Source organism: Streptomyces sp. NBC_00885 (genome assembly GCF_045207475.1).
GTDB lineage: Bacteria > Actinomycetota > Actinomycetes > Streptomycetales > Streptomycetaceae > Streptomyces.
In genome coordinates this window covers 641,576-658,861 of sequence record NZ_CP108796.1, presented here as the reverse complement: position 1 = coordinate 658,861, position 17,286 = coordinate 641,576, and the positions used below count along the sequence as shown (strand labels likewise).

Sequence of the window (17,286 nt, the reverse complement as noted above, 5' to 3'; positions counted from 1 at the left end):
GGCCGTGCCGGCGGACGTGTAGCCAACCTCCTATTCGGCGTCCGGGCCCTGTGCCCGTACCTGTTGGACATGCTCCAGTGAGTCGCGCAGGTCGCTCAGCCAGGTGTCCGCGTTGCGTTGCACCAGGCGTACGCACCAGGCCAGGGCATCGCTGCGGCTCCGGGCGACGCCGCCGGCGATCAGGGTGTCCAGGGTCTGGCGCTCGGGCTGGCGCAGTCGTGTCATCACGGGTGCGGAGAGGGTGGTGTACATGGCCCGCTTGTCGCCGCACTCGACGCCCCACGAGACCTTGCGCCCGAATCGCTTCTCGGCCTCGCGCGCGACGCCTATGCGCTCGTCGCGGGTGCGTTCCCGGAATTCCGAGATGCGCCCTTCCAGCGAGGCCTCTCGTTCGGTCTGTGACGCTTCCGCGCCGAGGTCGGGCTCCGGGATCCGGCCGATGACGGTGATCTCCTCACGATCCACCGTCACGTCCAGGAGCTCGACGAAGAGTCCTTCCGGCAGCCGCCCGGCGAACCAGCCGCGCAGCGCCTCTTCCTGCTCCCTTGTAATCATGTAATTAAGATTACTCAGCTCTCGCCGGGATGGAAGGGTGTCAGCCCAGGGCGAAATGTGTCTGCATCTCCGCCGTGCGCGGGCCGCCCCGAGGGCTCGCGCCGCCCGGAGCGCCGTCCTAGAGTTGGCGTGTATCAGAGCAGAACGGCAGATACCCCCTGCCTGTGTCTCTGGGAGGGCATATGACTCATATCTCTCTGACCGTTGACGGCACGGCCTACGAGGACGAGGTGGAACCCCGCCTCCTGCTCGTCCACTACCTGCGCGACCACCTCGGCCTCACCGGTACCCCCGTCGGGTGCGACACCTCGAACTGCGGGGCCTGCACGGTCGAGCTGGACGGTGACAGCGTCAAGAGCTGCTCGGTCCTGGCCGTCCAGGCCGACGGCTGTGAGGTGACGACCATTCAGGGGCTGGCGTCCGGCGCCGAATGGGACCCCCTCCAGACGGCGTTCCACCAGCAGCACGCTCTGCAATGCGGCTACTGCACCCCCGGCATGATCATGGCCGCCAGGGACCTGCTCAAGGAGAACCCGGACCCCACCCCGGAGGAGATCCGTCTCGGTCTCGAGGGCAATCTCTGCCGGTGCACCGGCTACCAGAACATCGTGCGTGCCGTCCTCGCGGCGGCTGCCGAGGAGCGGCGCCGCCGCGCTCCCGCGCCGGGAGCCCTCACGGAGACCGCGCCGGTCACATCCACGGCCCCGGCCGCAGCCGGGTAGGAGGCGCCGGTATGACTACCGAGCAGCTCAGCGTCGAGGTCGGCCGCTCGCGGACCCGCAAGGAAGACGCCCGGCTGGTGACCGGCCGGACCACCTGGACCGACAACATCGCCGTCACGGGCCTGCTGCACATGGCGATCCTGCGCAGCCCCATGGCACACGCCACGATCGACCGCGTCGACGTCTCGCCCGCGCTGGGGCGGCCAGGAGTGATCGCCGCCTTCAGCGGCCGCGACCTGGCCGACGAGCTGGGCTCCATGCCCTGCGTATGGCCGGTGACCGAAGACATCGTCATGCCCGACCACCCACCGATCGCCGTCGACGAGGTCCGCTACGCCGGAGACCCCGTAGCCATCGTCATCGCCCGTGACCGCTACGCCGCGGCCGATGCGCTGGAGGCCGTGGAAGTCGACTACACGCCACTGCCGCCCGTGCTGGATCTTCAGGACGCGCTGGCCGACGGCGCCCCGCTCGTCCACTCCGACAAGGGCACCAACCGCTGCTACACCTGGCCACTCGCCACCGGCGACTACGAGGCGGAGAAGGCCCGTGCCGACGTCGTGGTGCGCCGCCGCTACACCCAACAGCGCCTCATCCCCAACGCGATGGAGCCACGAGCCGTCGTCGCCACTCCGCCCTCGGCGTCCAACGAGTACACCCTGTACTCCTCGACCCAGGTCCCGCACGTGGCGCGCGTGACGCTGTCGATGGTCACCGGCATCCCCGAGCACCAGCTGAGGGTGATCGCCCCGGACGTCGGCGGAGGCTTCGGATCCAAGCTCCAGGTGTACGGCGAGGAAGCAGTCGCCCTCGCCGTGGCCAGGCGGCTCGGCCGGCCCGTCAAGTGGACCGAGTCCCGCTCGGAGGGCTACCAGGCCACCCATCACGGCCGCGGCCAGATCCAGGACATCGAGATCGTCGCGACCCGCGACGGCAAGGTCCTCGGGATGCGGGCCCACCTGCTCGTGGACATGGGCGCGTATCTGATGCTGATCACCCCCGGCACCCCGCTGCTGGGCGCGTTCATGTACTGCGGCATCTACAAAATGAACGCGTACGACTTCCAGTGCACCGGCGTCTTCACCACCAAGACGCCCACGGACGCCTACCGCGGCGCCGGACGCCCCGAGGCGACGTTCGCCATCGAGCGGACCATGGACGAACTGGCCGTGGAACTGGGCATGGACCCCATGGAGCTGCGCCGCCGCAACTGGATCGGCCGCGACGAGTTCCCGTACACCACCATCTCCGGGCTCACCTACGACAGCGGCGACTACGAGGCGGCCACCGACCGCGCCATGGCGCTCTTCGGCTACGACGACCTGCGCGCCGAGCAGCGCGCGCGCATTGACAACAACGATCCGGTCCGCCTCGGCATCGGCATCTCGACGTACACCGAGATGTGCGGCCTGGCCCCGAGCCGGATCCTGCGCGAGCTGCGCTACGTCGCCGGCGGCTGGGAGGCCGCCACCATCCGCATGCTGCCCACCGGCACGGTCGAGGTGGCCACCGGCACCAGCCCGCACGGTCAGGGACACGCCACCTGCTGGAGCCAGATCGCGGCGGACGTGCTCGGTGTGCCTTTCGACGACATCGAGGTGGTGCACGGCGACACCAAGGCGGTACCGCAGGGCATGGACACCTACGGCTCCCGCTCGCTGGTGGTGGGCGGACTCGCCGTCCACCACGCCGCGCAGAAGGTCGTGGCCAAGGCCCGCAAGGTCGCCGCGCATCTGCTGGAGGCGAGCGAGGCCGACCTGGAGTTCTCCGGCGGGGTCTTCTCCGTGAAGGGATCGCCCGAGGCGACGAAGACCATCCAGGAAGTGGCCTTCGCGGCGTTCTCGTCCCACGACCTGCCCGACGGCATGGAGCCGACGATCAACGCCGAGCACATGGTCGACCCGGAAACCTTCTCGTTCCCGTTCGGCACCCACCTGTGCGCGATCGAGGTCGACACCGAGACGGGCCGTGCCCGGATCCGCAGTTACGTCTGCGTCGACGACGTCGGCAAGGTCATCAACCCCATGATCGTCCAGGGGCAGATCCACGGTGGCGTGGCGCAGGGGATTTCCCAGGCGCTGTACGAGGAGGCGGTGTACGACACCGAGGGCAACCTGCTCTCCGGCACCATGGCGGACTATCTGGTGCCCTCGGCGGTCGACCTGCCGGACTTCGTCACCGACCGCACCGAGACTCCGGCGACCACCAACGCGCTCGGCGTCAAGGGGGTCGGCGAGACCGGGACGATCGCCTCCACACCGGCCGTGGTCAACGCGATCGTGGACGCACTGCGGCCGATGGGTGTGAAGGACGTCGCGATGCCGTGCACGCCGCAGCGCATCTGGCAGGCCGTCACGGCGGCCCGGGCCGAGGAGGCAGCAGCATGATTCCCGCGGCATTCGACTACGCACGGCCGCAGACGGTCGACGAGGCGGTACGTGCCCTGGTGGACGGCGGCGAGGACGCCAAGGTCCTGGCCGGCGGCCAGAGCCTGATCCCGATCCTCCGGCTGCGGCTCGCCTTCCCCGAACTGCTCGTCGACGTCGGCCGGATCCCCGAACTGCGCGGTGTCCGCGCGGAAGGCGACACGCTCGTGATCGGGGCGATGACGACCCACCACGACGTCATCCGTGACCCGCTGGTACGCAGCCACGCCGGGCTGCTGGCCGCGGCGACCAAGACCGTCGCCGACCCGTCCGTACGCCATCGCGGCACCATCGGCGGCTCGCTCTCCCACGCCGACCCTGCCGGGGACCTGCCCGCGGTGCTGCTGGCACTCGACGGCGAGATGGTCGCCATGGGGCCGCGGGGGAGGCGCACCATCCCGGCACGCGAATTCTTCACCGACTACCTGCAGACCGCGCTCGGGCCCGACGAGCTGCTGGTGGAGGTCCGTGTGCCCAAGAGCGACACCTGGGGCTACCACTACGAGAAGTTCAACCAGGTCGCGCAGGCCTGGGCGATCGTCGGTGTGGCGGCCATGGTGCGGCGCGACGACGGCCACCTCGTCGAATCCCGTGTCGCGCTGACCAACATGGGCGCGACCCCCTTGCGGGCGAGCGCCACCGAGGAGGCGCTCGCCGGGGCGGAGGCAGACCCGGCCGCGGTGGCGCGGGCCGCCGAATCGGCGGCCGACGGAACCCGTCCGGCCTCCGACCTGTCGGCGTCGCCCGAGTACCGCGAACACCTGGCGCGGGTGCTCACCCGCCGGGCGGTACTGGCTGCGGCCGGGATGGAGTGAGCGTGTGACGGCCGGGCCGGACGAGTTGCGGGCGAGACTGGAGAAGACCGGCTATCTCGTCGACGACGGGCTGGCCATCGCCTGTTTCCTGGCCCTCAAGCTGCACCGGCCGATCTTCTGCGAGGGCGACGCGGGAACGGGCAAGACCGCGCTCGCGTCCGCGCTCGCGCAGGTCCTCGAAGCGCCCTTGATCCGTCTGCAGTGCTACGAGGGCATCGACGCGTCGCAGGCCCTGTACGACTGGGACTTCCCGCGCCAGCTGCTGCACCTGCGGGCCGCCGAAGCCGCAGGGGTCAGCGACGCGGAGCGGCTGGAGAGCGAGCTGTACAGCAGGCGGTTCCTCATCGCGCGCCCGCTCCTTCAGGCGCTCGAGACGCAGCCGTCGGTCCTGCTCGTCGACGAAGTCGACCGGGCCGACGACGAGTTCGAGGCGTTCCTCCTGGAGCTGCTGTCCGAGTACAGCGTCACCGTTCCCGAACTGGGCACCCTGCGGGCGGCGTCACCGCCCGTGGTGGTCCTCACCTCCAACCGCACGCGCGAGGTCCACGACGCCCTGAAACGGCGCTGTCTCTACCACTGGTTCGACCATCCCGGCTTCGAACGCGAACTCGCGATCGTCCGCAGACGCCAGCCCCAGGTGGCCGAACGGCTCGCCGCGCAGGTCACTGCCGTCGTACAGACCCTGCGCACCAAGGAGTTGCTCAAGCCGCCCGGGGTGGCCGAGACCATCGACTGGGCGGAGGCTCTGGACGCACTGGGCGCGACCGAGCTCGACGCGGAGCTGGCCGTCGCCACCCTCGGCTCGGTGCTCAAGTACCGCGAGGACGCCGAACGGGCCCGTTCCCTGGACCTGTCCGCCGTCCTCGCGGCCCGGGGAGCGTGATCACCATGCCCCTTACCCCCCTGTCCCCAGCACCCCCGGTGGACGCGACCGCGGTCCTCGTCGGCTTCGCCCGGGCCCTGCGCGCGGCCGGGGTCGCCGCCGGACCGGACCGGGTGCAGAGTTTCCTGGCCGCGCTCGCCCTCCTCGGGTCCGAGCAGCGCTCCGACGTCTACTGGGCAGGCCGGCTCACCCTGTGCGGCAGCCAGGACGACCTGGAGCGCTACGACCGTGTCTTCGCCGCCTACTTCACGCCGAAGCCGCCCGTCGGCGACCGGACGCGCAGAGCGCCGGACCCGGGGCCCGCGCTCCACTTGGTGACCGCCGAGGCCGCCATGCCCGCCGGGCAGGAGGAAGAAGGCGGTCCGCCGCGGTCCGCCGCGGCCCTGGCGAGTTCCGCCGAAGTCCTGCGCCACCGGGACATGGCCGAGCTGTCCGCAGCCGAGCGGGCCCAACTGCGGCGGCTGCTCACGGCGTTCGCGCTGGACGGTGAGCCGCGCCGCACCCCACGGCTGCGTCCGGCCCGGCGCGGCGGCGTCGATCCGCGTCGCACCGTACGAGAGCTGCTCCACGGCGGCGGGGAACCGGCCGGGCTGCGCTACCGGGCACCCGCCACCAAGCCCCGCCGGGTCGTGCTGCTGCTGGACGTGAGCGGCTCGATGGACCCGTACGCGAGCGCCCTGCTCCGCTTCGCGCACGCCGCCGCGCAGGCCTCGCCGACCACCCGTACCCAGACCGAGGTGTTCACGATCGGCACCCGGCTGACCCGCGTGACCCGTGAGATGACGCACCGCGACCCCGACACAGCAATGGCCGCCGTCGCCTCCGCGGTGCCCGACCGGAGCGGAGGCACCCGGCTCGGCGAGATGCTCCGCGCCTTCCTCGACCGCTGGGGGCAGCGCGGCACGGCCCGCGGCGCGGTGGTCGTGGTGCTCTCGGACGGCTGGGAGCGCGGCGATCCGGAACTGCTGGCGGCCCAGATGCGGCGGCTGCACCGACTGGCGCACCGCGTGGTGTGGGCCAACCCCCGCAAGGCACGTCCGGGATACGCGCCGCTCGCGGCCGGGATGGCGGCGGCGCTGCCCAGCGTGGACGCGTTCGTCGAGGGACACAGCCTGGCGGCCCTGGAGCGCCTGGCGGCCGTGGTGAGAGGTGCGAACGATGCGTGAGATTCTCCCGGTGCTCAGCCGGTGGTACGCGGCCGGAACCCCCTTCGGCCTCGCCACTGTTGTCGCGGTGAGCCGCAGTGCGCCACGCGGTCCCGGAGCCGCGATGGCGGTGGGCCCGGACGACGAGGTCGTGGGCAGCGTCTCCGGAGGCTGCGTGGAGGGCGCGGTCTTCGAACTGGCCCAGGAGGTCGTTCAGACCGGTGAGGCCCGGCTGCAGACCTTCGGCTACAGCGACGAGGACGCCTTCGCCGTCGGCCTCACCTGCGGCGGGGAGATCACGCTCCTCGTACGCTCCGTATCGCCGGAAACGGACGCCTCGTTCGGGCAGGTCGCGGCATCGGTCGCCGAGCACCGCCCGGTGGTGGCGGCCACCGTGACCGACGGTCCGGCCCTGCGGGGGTCCGCGCTCGCCGTATGGCCGGACACCGTCTCCGGCTCGCTCGGGCCGGAGGGTTTGGACGTGGCCGTCACCGCGGACGCGCGCGGGGAGCTGGCACAGGGCGCGACCGGGCTTCGGCACTACGGCCCGCACGGGGAGCGGCGCGAGGACGACGTCACGGTGTTCTTGCAGTCCTTCGCCCCGCCACCGCGGATGCTGGTCTTCGGCGCGATCGACTTCGCCGCCGCGGTCGCCCGGATCGGCGCGTTCCTCGGCTACCGGGTCACCGTGTGCGACGCACGCCCCGCATTCGCCGACCCGCGTAGGTTCCCGGACGGGGCCGAGGTGGTGGTCGACTGGCCGCACCGGTATCTGAGCGGTACCGAGGTGGACGACCGGACCGTGATGTGCGTGCTCACCCACGACCCGAAGTTCGACGTCCCGCTGCTCGAAGTGGCGCTGCGCTCCCCGGCCGCGTACATCGGCGTGATGGGCAGCCGCCGCACCCACGACGACCGTCTGAAGCGGCTGCGGGAGCAGGGGCTGGACGAGGCGGAACTTGCGCGACTGCGCTCGCCCATCGGTCTCGATCTCGGCGCCCGTACGCCCGAGGAGGTCGCCGTCTCCATCGCGGCGGAGATCGTGGCACTGCGCTGGGGCGGCAGTGGCACCCCGCTCGCGGACACGGCAGGAGCGATCCACGATCCGCATCTGAAACCGGTGTGAGGAGCAGAGCATGGAACTGCATCACTCGTTCACTGTCCCTGTCCCCGTCGACGAGGCATGGCGGGTGCTCCTGGACATCGAGCGGATCGCCCCCTGCATGCCCGGCGCCACCGTCGAGGGCTTCGACGGCGAGAGAATCGAGGGAGCCGTGAAGGTGCGCGTCGGCCCCGTCACCGTGACCTACCGGGGCACCGCCACCTTCCAGGAGAAGGACGAGTCGGCGCACCGGATCGTCCTCGCCGCCAAGGGCAAGGAAGTCCGCGGACAGGGCACGGCGAGCGCCACGGTGACCGGAACGCTGGCCGATCGCGACGGAGCGACGGCGGTCGTCGTCGTGACCGATCTGACGATCACCGGACGGCCGGCCCAGTTCGGCCGCGGCGTCATGGCCGAAGTGGGCGACAAACTCATCGGCCGGTTCGCGGACTGTCTGGCCCAGCAGTTGGCCGGACCCGAACCGGCCGAGGGCGCGCCCGCCGGCACACCGCAGCGAGCCGTCGAGACCGACGGCGAGCAGGGCGCCGGAGCAGCCATGGTCGCGGGCGCCGGAAACCGTGAGGCCGAGCCGATCGATCTCCTGCGTACGGCGGGCTTCCCGGTCGCCAAGCGTGCGGCGGGAGTCCTTCTCGCGGCGGCCCTCGCCGTACTGGCCGTCATCCTCATCCGCAGGAAATGCTGACCGATCCGCGGGAAACCGTGTGGTGACGGGTGGACCTCGCTGGCACGTACCGGGTAGTAATCAACCCCAGGAATGCGCCACCGATGGGGAGTTCATGTATGACCGCTGATGCGATGCCCGACGTGAGTGAGTTGCCCGAGGCCTTCTACCGGAGTCTCGGCCAGGGCCGGTACGAGAGCACAACCGCCACCGCGGGGCCGTGGAGCCCGAAGACGCAGCATGCCGGGCCCCCTTCCGCCCTGCTGGGCCGGGCCATGGAGCGGCACACGCCCAGAGAGGGCTTCCGGATCGCGCGCATCACGCTGGAGCTGCCGCGTCCGGTGCCGGTGGCCGAGCTGAAGGTCGATGTACGGACGGTGCGTTCGGGCGGGCGCGTCGAACTCCTCGAAGGCGAGATCACGTCCAACGGGCAGCCGGTCCTGCTGGCGCGGGCCTGGCGGATGATCGCCAGTCCCGCTGACACCCCCTCGTTGCGCCCCGAACCGGGCCCTCCTGCGTTGCCCGGTCCGCAGCCGCCGAAGACCATGGAAGCCGCCCACCTCGACGGCTATATCTCCGCCATGGAGTGGCGATTCGAACCCGGGCAAGGATTCGACACTCCGGGACCCGGGACGGTGTGGGCGCGGCAGCGCATCCCGCTCGTGGCCGGCAAGGAGGACACCCCGCTGACCCGGGCGCTCACCCTGGCGGACAGCAACTGGGCGGTCGGCTTCGAGCTCGACCACCATGGGCGGCTCGTCATCAATACGGACGTCACGCTCGCCCTGCACCGCGAACCGGTCGGCGAATGGTTCTGCCTGCGCTCGGCGACGGCTGCAAGCCCCGGCGGATCCGGGCTGGCCGTGGGACAGCTCGATGACAGCGCCGGCGACTGCGGCCGCATCCTGCAGACTCTGCTCGTCACTGAACGCTGATCCCGAAGTGGCCTGCCAGGGCCGCGTGTTGAAGATGTGACGCAGTTCATTGCCGGGTTTCCGGTGAATCTTGGCTTCGGCCGCGACGTGTGTGGGATCGTCGGGCCGGTTGTTACTCGCGGGTACTCGCGAGTCCCTTCCTGTTGCGCGTATCCCCCAACACACGCTCCGAGGATTCCCACGTGCGTAAGCTGTCCGCCAGGCATGCCCTTGTTGCTGCTCTGGCCACCATTTCCCTTTTCGCCTCCGGGTGTTCGGCCGGCACCGGGGATTCGTCCCCGGCCGCCGCCGGCGCCGAAGGGCCGGCTCCCACCGGCGTCATGACCCCCGACCCCGGCCCCTCGCGGCAGCTCGACGTGTCCGCCGCGCCCCAGGGGAAGCCGACCGCCGTCGCCCGCGCGGGCTCAGGCGGGGCGAAGAAGTCACCGCTCAAGGTCGCCTCGTACGACCGCGGCAGTCGACGCGCCGTCATATCCACTGCGGAGAAGTCGCCTTCGACGACCGCTCCGGTGAAGACGCCTTCGGCCGCACCGGCCCAAGACGCCCCGGCCGTCGGAGACATCATCGCCAGCGGGCCCGCGCCCGGCGCTCCCGACGGGCTGCTCGCCAAGGTCACCGGCGTCGCCGGAAAGACCGAGAAGGGCACCGAGGTCAGGACCGAGCCCTCGACGCTCGGCGCACTGCTCGGCGACGACAAGGCCGACGGGACCGTGCCCGTCGACCCTGCGAGCGTCGGCGTCGAACCGCTGGTCAAGGGAGTGAAGGTCTCCTGGGCCAAGGCCGGGAACATTCATGTGGGTCCCCAGGGCGCGAAGGTGCCCCTCGGAAGCCTGCGGATCGATGTCGGGGCCTCGGTCCCGCTCCCGGTCACCGAGGGCGCTCCCGTGTCGGGCGGGGCGTCGGTCTCGGGCTTTGTGCAGCTCGCCCCCAAGGTCGAGTTCTCGTACGACGGGTCCTCCGCCTTCACCCCGGACTCCGCCTTCATCGGACTCACCGGTGACTGGGCGTCCCAGTGGGAGCTGAAGGGCAGGGCGAGTGCGGGCGGCAAGCCGGTGCGGATCCCCTTCGCCAAGCTGCACGCCGATCCCGTGATCCAGGTCGGGCCCGTGCCGGTCGTGGTGAACCTCGACCTCACGGCGTATGTCCAGGTGGCCGGTGACGGCACCGTCACCGTCGAGGTCAAGCAGGACGTCAAGGGCGGCTTCCGGGTCGGCGGCGGCTACACGAAGGCGGGCGGCTGGAAGCCGGTCAGCACCTCCGACATCACCGGTACGCCGGTGCGGGCGAAGGCGACAGCGGCCGGTCAGGTGAAGGCGACTCTCGGCGCCGAGGCGTCGGTCGGTCTGTACGGCGCGGTCGGCGTCACCGCGGATCTCGCTCCGTACCTGCGTGGCGAGGTCAGTGCCTCGGCGACGCCCGGGTCCGTCGTGGGAGCCTGGAAGATATACGGCGGCGTGGACCTGGCGGGGTGGCTGCAACTGCAGCTCTCCATCTTCGGCACGCCCATCTTCGAACACCGCATCCCCCTGGGCGCGTTGCACAAGGAGTGGACGCTGGCACAGGGCAAGGGCGCCCTCGTCTGACCCTGTTGTCGACCAGACACGGACGGCCCGGCGGGATCAGCCTCCCGCCGGGCCGTCCGCGGATTCCGGGGCCGCCCGGTGGCTCGGCCAGGCATTCAGGGCGGTCGCCAGCTGCGCGCGCGAACGGACGTCCAGCTTCTGGTAGATGCGGGTCAGACGCGCCTCGACCGTCTTCACACTGAGGTACAGCTTGGCCGCCGCCTCCTGGTTGCTCGCTCCCTCACGGACCAGCAATGCAAGGCGCAGCTCCGCTTCCGTGAGGGAGGCGGGGGCGCCGCCGCGGGCCGCGTCGGGTTCGGTCGCCCGCGACGACCCGGTCTCCGCGGCCAGCGCCAGCCAGGGGGATGCTCCCGCCCGTTCGAAGACCGCGGCCGCGGACTGGAGCGCGTTCTGAGCGGCCGACCGCCGCCGGCGGCGGCGCTCCACCCGCGCGAGCGCGATCAGCGCCCGGCCGCGCTCCAGGGGCAGGCCCGCCATGTCGAAGCGGTCGGCGGTCTGGGTGAGCAGGTTCGCCCCCTCCTCCGCCTTGCCGCTCGCCGCCAGATACAGCGCGTACGTCCGGTCGCAGCCGAGCAGCACCGTCGTACGGCCCAGGCGCTCGGCCACCGGCCGTACATCGGCGAGCAGGTTCGCGGCCTCCTCCGGTGCGTCGTTCGCCAGCAGGGCCTCGGCCAGCTCCTCGTGCCAGCGCAGCATGGACGGGTCCACGGTCGACTGGGCGTGCTCGGCGGCCTGGACCCGGCGCAGGGTCTCCAGGGCGTCGGCCACATCGCCGGCGACGAGCTGAACCCGGCCCAGTGCGTACAGACTGCGGGAGAGAAAGACGTGGTCGCACTCCTCCTCGGAGGCCTGGACGCTGCGCCGGGCGTAGCTGGCGGCACGTGCGAAGCTGCCGCCCGCCGTCTCCGCGAGCGCCAGCGCGTACCAGGCGGGTCCCGGCGAGAGACCGGCCTCCAGCGTGAGGGCGAGGGACCGGCCGGCGTGCGAAAGAGCCGCCGCGCACTGCCCCTGCCTGGCCTCGACCTCCGCGAGCGTACGGAACAGCTCTATGGCGTCCTCGACCTCGCCACGGCGCTCGACCAGCGGCAGCAGGGCGTTCAGCTGGTCGCGGGCGTCAATGAGACGGTCGTCGAACATGGCATGACGGATCGTCAGTATCTGTGCGGCGTTACGGATTCCGAGCGGGCGCTCGAACACTTCCAGGGCTCGCGCCTCCGCGAGAATCCGTTCCGCGTCCGGCGAGCCGAGGACCCGTTCCATCCGCGCCTGCACGGTCAGCGCCCTGGCCGCCGTCTTGCGGTCGCCCACCGACCCTGCGAGCGCGGCGGACTCGACGGCCGCGGCCCGCGAGCGTACGGGATCGCCGTCCGCCAGCACGTACTTCAGCGCCAGCCGCAGCTGCACTGCCGCCCGCAGCGCCGTGTCGCCCTCGGAGTCCTCCATCGCGTGTACGTAGATCTCGTCGAGGTCGCTCAGCCCCTGCCCGGCCGTGTCCAGCACCGCGAGCCGCGCGCGGACCCGGTCGGCCGGCGCGGCGTCGCGGGCGAGGAGATCGGTCGCGGCACGCATCGCCAGATCCGCGCGGGCCGCGCGGGCCGCCTCCTCGGCAGCGTCGACAAGCCGGGTGATCCGCTGCGCGCCGAGCCCGACAGGGGTGGACTCGGCCGCGAGCAGGGCGAGTTCGGCGGCCAGCGCGCTGTTTCCGCGGCGCCGGGCCGTCTCGGCCGCCGCCGCGACCTCAGCCGCAAGGCCCTCGTCGGGGATGTCCGTGGCCAGAGCCCGGTGCCGTACCGCCTCGACAGGGTCGTCCACGACGCGCGCGAGCGCCGCGTGGCCGTCGCTGCGCTCGGTCCAGCAGGCGTCGTGCACCAGAGTGGAGGGCAGCAGGCCGGCGGTGAAGGCGACCGTGCCGTCCTCCTTGAGGGAGATCAGGTTGGCCCGCTCGGCGGCGGCGAGGTCGGCCTCGGCGGTGAGGCGGCCCGCGCGGCGGATGAGTGACGCCGTCGGCCGCAGCGCCAGCGCGGACAGCAGGAGCGTGCCGCGCACGGCGGGGGAGGCGGCTCCCAGCAACTGCCGGGCGAGATCGCGCGCACGGCCGGAGAGGGACAGTGTCTCGGCGTGGTGCACCGGCGTGCGCGCGTCGGCTAGGGAACGGCCGACGGCGAGCGCGAGCCGAGGATTGCCGCCGCTGGCCCGGTGGATGCGCCCGGCCATCCGGGACGGCAGCCGGTGGTGGATGAGGAGTTCGGCGATCTCGTCGGCGTGCAGCGGTGACACGAACAGGACATCGGCCTCGGAGGGCACCCACAGGGGTTCAGGGCCCGCCGCGTCCGGCTGCGGCACCGCGGCCCCTGCCGGGTCCGACCCGTACGCCGCCGGGGTCTCGACGGCGATGACCCGCAGCGCGGCGGGGGCCAGATGCAGGGCGAAGCGCAGCAGGTCGGCGCTGTCGGCGTCGATGCGCTGGACTCCGTCGACGACCAGCAGGACCGGGCCGCGCGCGGCAAGGGTCCGCAGGATCTGGGCGAGGGCAAGACGAAGCGCGATGGGATCCCAGCCGTCGTCGGGGATGGGCGCTTCGCGGCACAGCATGGCGACGGCGTTCCGCTGCGGACCGGGCAGCTCTTCGAGGATGTCGAAGCCGCCCGGACTGTGGGGAGCTGCGGGGCCGCCCTGTGTCCCGGGCACGGGCCAGGACACGCTCGCCGTTATGGAGGCGACGAGGGCGGCGGCCGCGGCGCCCGGTATGTCCCGGTCGGCGGGGAGCGTGGCGAGCCACAGCACGCGCTCGCCGCGGGACTCCGCGCGCGCGGCGGTGGCCAGGGCGACCTCCGTCTTGCCGACCCCGGCAGGGCCGGTGAGCAGGGCGCGCCCGCGGGTGTTCAGGACCCGTTCGAGCCGGGCGAGGAGCTCCACCCGCCCGACCGGCGCAGGCCGGTACGCCGCTGTTGTCACGTGCCCACCACCTTCCGGCGTGCGCGGACCCCCTGCCCACGTGTGCAGAGAATACGAACCAAGCCCGCACAGTCCAGGCCCGGTGTCCGGCATGCGGACGCCGGGCCTCGGAAAGGCGGCGGGGCGCGCCCGCGGTGAGATACCGCGGACGCGCCCCTGACCAGCGATGATGCAGTAATTCGGGGTGGTTCAGAAGGTGAGGCTCCAGCTGTCGATGTAGCCGGTGTCACCCGATGCCACATCGCGGACCTGGAGCTTCCAGGTGCCGCTCGCGACCTCGCTGGACGCGTCGACCGTGTACGTCGCGAGGACGTTGTCGGCACTGTCCGAGCCCGAAGAGGCCTTCAGGTTGCGCACGGTCCCGTCCGGGGCGATCAGGTCGATGACCAGGTCGCCGCGCCAGGTGTGCTTGATGTCCACGGCGACCTTGAGCGCGGCCGGGGCGTTGCCCGTGAGGCCGGTGACCGCGATCGACGAGGTGGAGGTCGAGTTGTCCGAGATCGACACGTCCGTCGTGTTAGTGAAGGTCGTGCCGCCGGTGGTGCCCGTGACCGCGTTCACGGTCTTGGTGGCGTCGGCGATACCGGTGCCGCAGCCGCCGGTGCACGTACCGGGCAGCGGCCTGGCGTTGCTCTTGATCGCGGCCTCGATCTCGGCCGGGGTGAGAGTGCTCTTGGCCGACTTCAGCAGCGCGGCGAGCCCGGCGATGTGCGGGGCGGCCATCGAAGTGCCCTGGTAGGGCTTGTAGTTCTCCGTCGACTGCGTGGTGGCGCCGGAGTTCAGCGTCGAGAGGATGCCGTTCTCGGGGGTGGTGACGGTGCCGGGCGTGTCGGTTGCGCGGCGGGTCTCACCGCCCGGCGCGGCGACGTCGACGATGCTTCCGTAGTTCGAGTAGAACGAACGGTTGCCCTCACGGCTGGTGGACGCCACGTTGATGATGTTGGCGCAGTTCGCGGGGGTGAACCCGGAGGCGTTGGCGTTGCTGTTGCCCGCCGCGACGACCACCGTGGTGCCGCGCGAGACGGCGCCGTTGATGGCGTTCTGGTAGACGCTGGGGCAGGTGGAGCTGGCGCCGCCGAGGCTCATGTTGATGACCTTGGCGGGCGTCGGGTTCGCCGGGACGCCGGGGACGGTGCCGCCGGACGCCCAGGTGATGGCGTCGGCGATGTCGGCCGATGAGCCGCCGCACTTGCCAAGCACGCGGACGGGCTGGATCTTCGCGTTGTACGCGATGCCCGCAACGCCCTTGCTGTTGCCCGTCGTTGCCGCGATGGTGCCCGCGACGTGGGTGCCGTGCCAGGACGAGTTGCTCGCCTTGGAGCCGGTGCCGCACTCGCCGTCGGTGGCGTTCCAGTCGCCCTCGTCCTTGGCGTCGCTGTCGCGGCCGTTGCCGTCGCGGGCGTCGGCGGAGGTGGAGATGAAGTCGTAGCCGGAGATGACATTGGAGGCGAGGTCCGAGTGGGCCGCGTAGCCGGTGTCGATCACGGCGACGTTGACGCCGCTTCCGGTGGCCTTGTCCCAGGCGCCGGGCACATTCATGCCACCGGTGGCCTCGAACAGGTCCCACTGCTTGGTGTACTCGGTGTCGTTCGGGGTGACCGCCATCGCGTAGGCACGGATGTCGGGCTCCACGGACGCGACCGAGGAGTCGGCCCGGAAGGCGGCCATGACCTCGGCGACGTCCTGCTTGGACGTCTCGCCCCCGAGGTCGATCAGGGCGGCGCCGCCGGCGAGCCTGCGCTCGAACGACAGGGTCTCGCCGGTCTCGGCGCCCTTGGCCGTCGCGTCGGTCTTGGCCGCCGTGTTGGAGCCGGCCTCGGCCGTCTTGGCCTTGTAGGTGACGATGACCTTCTCGACCGGTGCGGTCGGCAGCGAGGTCATCGCCTGGGCGGCCGGAGCCGGCTTCGGCGAGGGTGACGGGGTGGCGGCGAGTGCTACGGACGACGTCGCGGCGACGGCGGCGATCGTCGCGCTCGCGGCCACGACGGATATGAGTCTCCGTCTGGAACCGTTCAAGGTGTTCCCTTTCCACTGACGGTGCGGAGCGCGGGCGGGCGGCGCGGGAACCACGGTTCGCTGTGGGGGTGCGATCCCTGGTGCCCTTGGGTCGGGTTTGCCCGTGCGCCGCCGCCCGTGCGACGGCCCCTGGTCAAGGGCCGCCACCGAACGGAAACCCATGGTTTACATGCACCTGACACTTAAGGGTCAGAGGATGAGATCCGCCGGTGCGGCAGACAGTAGGGAACGCGGAGATGAACTCGATACGGGGAAAACCCTTGTCACCCCCGGTGGGGGTGACGGGGAGGGTCGGGGCGAGGCCGGGACGTGCCCCCCCGGGGCTGACGGTCCGTCGGGCCATGTGGGGAGATACCGCCACACTTCGCACGCGTGGCGCGCGGCAGGGTGTCATCGCGCGCGGAACCGCGAATTGTCAGTGGTGGCTGCCATGCTGAGGCCGACAGACACATCCGACATCCACCGCACACCCGCGGGAGGAGAATTGCGATGCTGACCACCACATATGTCCCGGGCGCTCCGAACTGGATCGATCTGGGAAGTCCTGACGTCGACGCGGCCGCCGCCTTCTACGGAGCCGTGTTCGGCTGGGAGCTGCAGAGTCTGGGCCCGGATGCCGGAGGGTATGGCTTCTTCCAGGTGAACGGGAAGACGGTCGCGGCGATCGGCCCGCTCACCGAGGAGGGCGCGTCCTCCTCATGGACCCCGTACTTTCTGACGCCCGACGCGGACGCCACCACCAAGGCCGTCGAACAGGCCGGCGGCACCGTCCGGGTCCCGCCGGGGGATGTCTTCACCGAGGGCCGTATGGCGGCCTTCACCGACCCGACCGGCGCCGAGTTCGCGGTCTGGCAGCCGGGCGATACCAAGGGCCTGGGCGCGGTCACCGATGTGAACACCCTGTCCTGGACCGAGCTGTACACGACGGATGCGGCCTCGGCGAAGGACTTCTACCGCTCGGTGTTTTCGTGGGAATACCAGGACATGCCGTTCGCGGGCATCACCTACAGCGTCGTCTCCCCGTCGGGTGGCGGACAGGAGGCCACGCAGGGCGGGATCATGCAGCTCCAGAAGGAGCACCTGGAAGCCGGCTCCCGCTCGGAGTGGCACCCGTACTTCGAAGTGGCGGACGTCGACGCCACCTTCGCCAAGGCCATGGAGAGCGGCGCCACCACGCTGATTCCGCCGATGGACGCGGAGGGCGTGGGCCGCCTGGCGATGTTCACGGACCCCTTCGGCGCGGCTTTGGCGATCATCCGCGGCGCGGCTGCCTGACCGCCCGGCTCACCGGGCGGCCCGCCGGGTGAGGCGGCGCCGCCCGGGGAGCCGTGTCAGCGGTCCGTGGTCACTGCCACTTTTCCGTCGATCCGCTCGCGGAGAAGCCAGGTCGGCCGCGTCGAGACCGGAGCACTTCATCTCCGGCGTCAGTGGCTGATCGCAGTCCGCGAGCCCAGGCGACGCTGGCGA

The 17,286-nt window shown here is 71.4% G+C and carries 13 protein-coding genes; 10 read left to right on the top strand and 3 right to left on the bottom strand.

What is annotated here, in order from left to right; genetic code table 11:
- Positions 1-30 precede the first annotated feature (30 nt).
- Positions 31-555: a hypothetical protein gene (locus tag OHA61_RS03140; RefSeq protein WP_361910739.1), complete on the bottom strand. Its 525-nt coding sequence runs from the start codon at positions 553-555 to the stop codon at positions 31-33.
- A gap of 182 nt (positions 556-737) precedes the next feature.
- Here OHA61_RS03140 and OHA61_RS03135 point away from each other — a divergent pair, with 182 nt between their 5' ends.
- The 9 genes from OHA61_RS03135 to OHA61_RS03095 all read left to right on the top strand — a co-directional run bounded on the left by OHA61_RS03135 (position 738) and on the right by OHA61_RS03095 (position 10,848).
- Complete coding sequence (locus tag OHA61_RS03135; protein WP_361910736.1) at positions 738-1,277, top strand: (2Fe-2S)-binding protein; 540 nt, start codon at positions 738-740, stop codon at positions 1,275-1,277.
- Between the two features lie 11 nt (positions 1,278-1,288).
- Positions 1,289-3,664 (top strand): xanthine dehydrogenase family protein molybdopterin-binding subunit, encoded by a 2,376-nt coding sequence (locus tag OHA61_RS03130; RefSeq protein ID WP_406301568.1) that lies wholly within the window; start codon positions 1,289-1,291, stop codon positions 3,662-3,664.
- A complete protein-coding gene (locus OHA61_RS03125) occupies positions 3,661-4,518 on the top strand; it encodes an FAD binding domain-containing protein (protein WP_406301567.1) in 858 nt (285 codons plus the stop codon). The genes OHA61_RS03130 and OHA61_RS03125 overlap by 4 nt, the downstream gene beginning before the upstream one ends.
- Before the next feature lie 4 nt (positions 4,519-4,522).
- The gene (locus OHA61_RS03120; protein ID WP_406301566.1) at positions 4,523-5,401 is read left to right on the top strand and encodes an AAA family ATPase; all 879 of its coding nucleotides are present in this window, start codon (positions 4,523-4,525) and stop codon (positions 5,399-5,401) included.
- 5 nt (positions 5,402-5,406) lie between these two features.
- Positions 5,407-6,567, top strand: a complete 1,161-nt coding sequence (locus OHA61_RS03115) for a vWA domain-containing protein (RefSeq protein WP_406301565.1) — start codon at positions 5,407-5,409, stop codon at positions 6,565-6,567.
- The gene (locus OHA61_RS03110) at positions 6,560-7,672 is read left to right on the top strand and encodes an XdhC/CoxI family protein (protein WP_361910723.1); all 1,113 of its coding nucleotides are present in this window, start codon (positions 6,560-6,562) and stop codon (positions 7,670-7,672) included. The genes OHA61_RS03115 and OHA61_RS03110 overlap by 8 nt, the downstream gene beginning before the upstream one ends.
- Positions 7,673-7,682: 10 nt before the next feature.
- Positions 7,683-8,351, top strand: coding sequence for an SRPBCC family protein (locus OHA61_RS03105; protein ID WP_406301564.1), 669 nt, complete (start codon positions 7,683-7,685; stop codon positions 8,349-8,351).
- 98 nt (positions 8,352-8,449) lie between these two features.
- Positions 8,450-9,265, top strand: coding sequence for a thioesterase family protein (locus tag OHA61_RS03100; RefSeq protein WP_406301563.1), 816 nt, complete (start codon positions 8,450-8,452; stop codon positions 9,263-9,265).
- Between the two features lie 182 nt (positions 9,266-9,447).
- Positions 9,448-10,848, top strand: coding sequence for a hypothetical protein (locus OHA61_RS03095; RefSeq protein WP_406301562.1), 1,401 nt, complete (start codon positions 9,448-9,450; stop codon positions 10,846-10,848).
- Between the two features lie 36 nt (positions 10,849-10,884).
- On the opposite strand, the gene OHA61_RS03090 is transcribed toward OHA61_RS03095, so the two are convergent.
- Both OHA61_RS03090 and OHA61_RS03085 read right to left on the bottom strand, forming a co-directional pair.
- Entirely contained in the window at positions 10,885-13,803 is a 2,919-nt protein-coding gene (locus OHA61_RS03090) for an AAA family ATPase (protein ID WP_406301561.1), read from the bottom strand.
- Between the two features lie 189 nt (positions 13,804-13,992).
- Complete coding sequence (locus OHA61_RS03085; protein WP_406307264.1) at positions 13,993-15,684, bottom strand: S8 family peptidase; 1,692 nt, start codon at positions 15,682-15,684, stop codon at positions 13,993-13,995.
- 624 nt (positions 15,685-16,308) lie between these two features.
- Between OHA61_RS03085 and OHA61_RS03080 the strand changes: the two genes are divergently transcribed.
- Positions 16,309-17,094, top strand: coding sequence for a VOC family protein (locus OHA61_RS03080; protein ID WP_406301560.1), 786 nt, complete (start codon positions 16,309-16,311; stop codon positions 17,092-17,094).
- Positions 17,095-17,286: the final 192 nt, after the last annotated feature.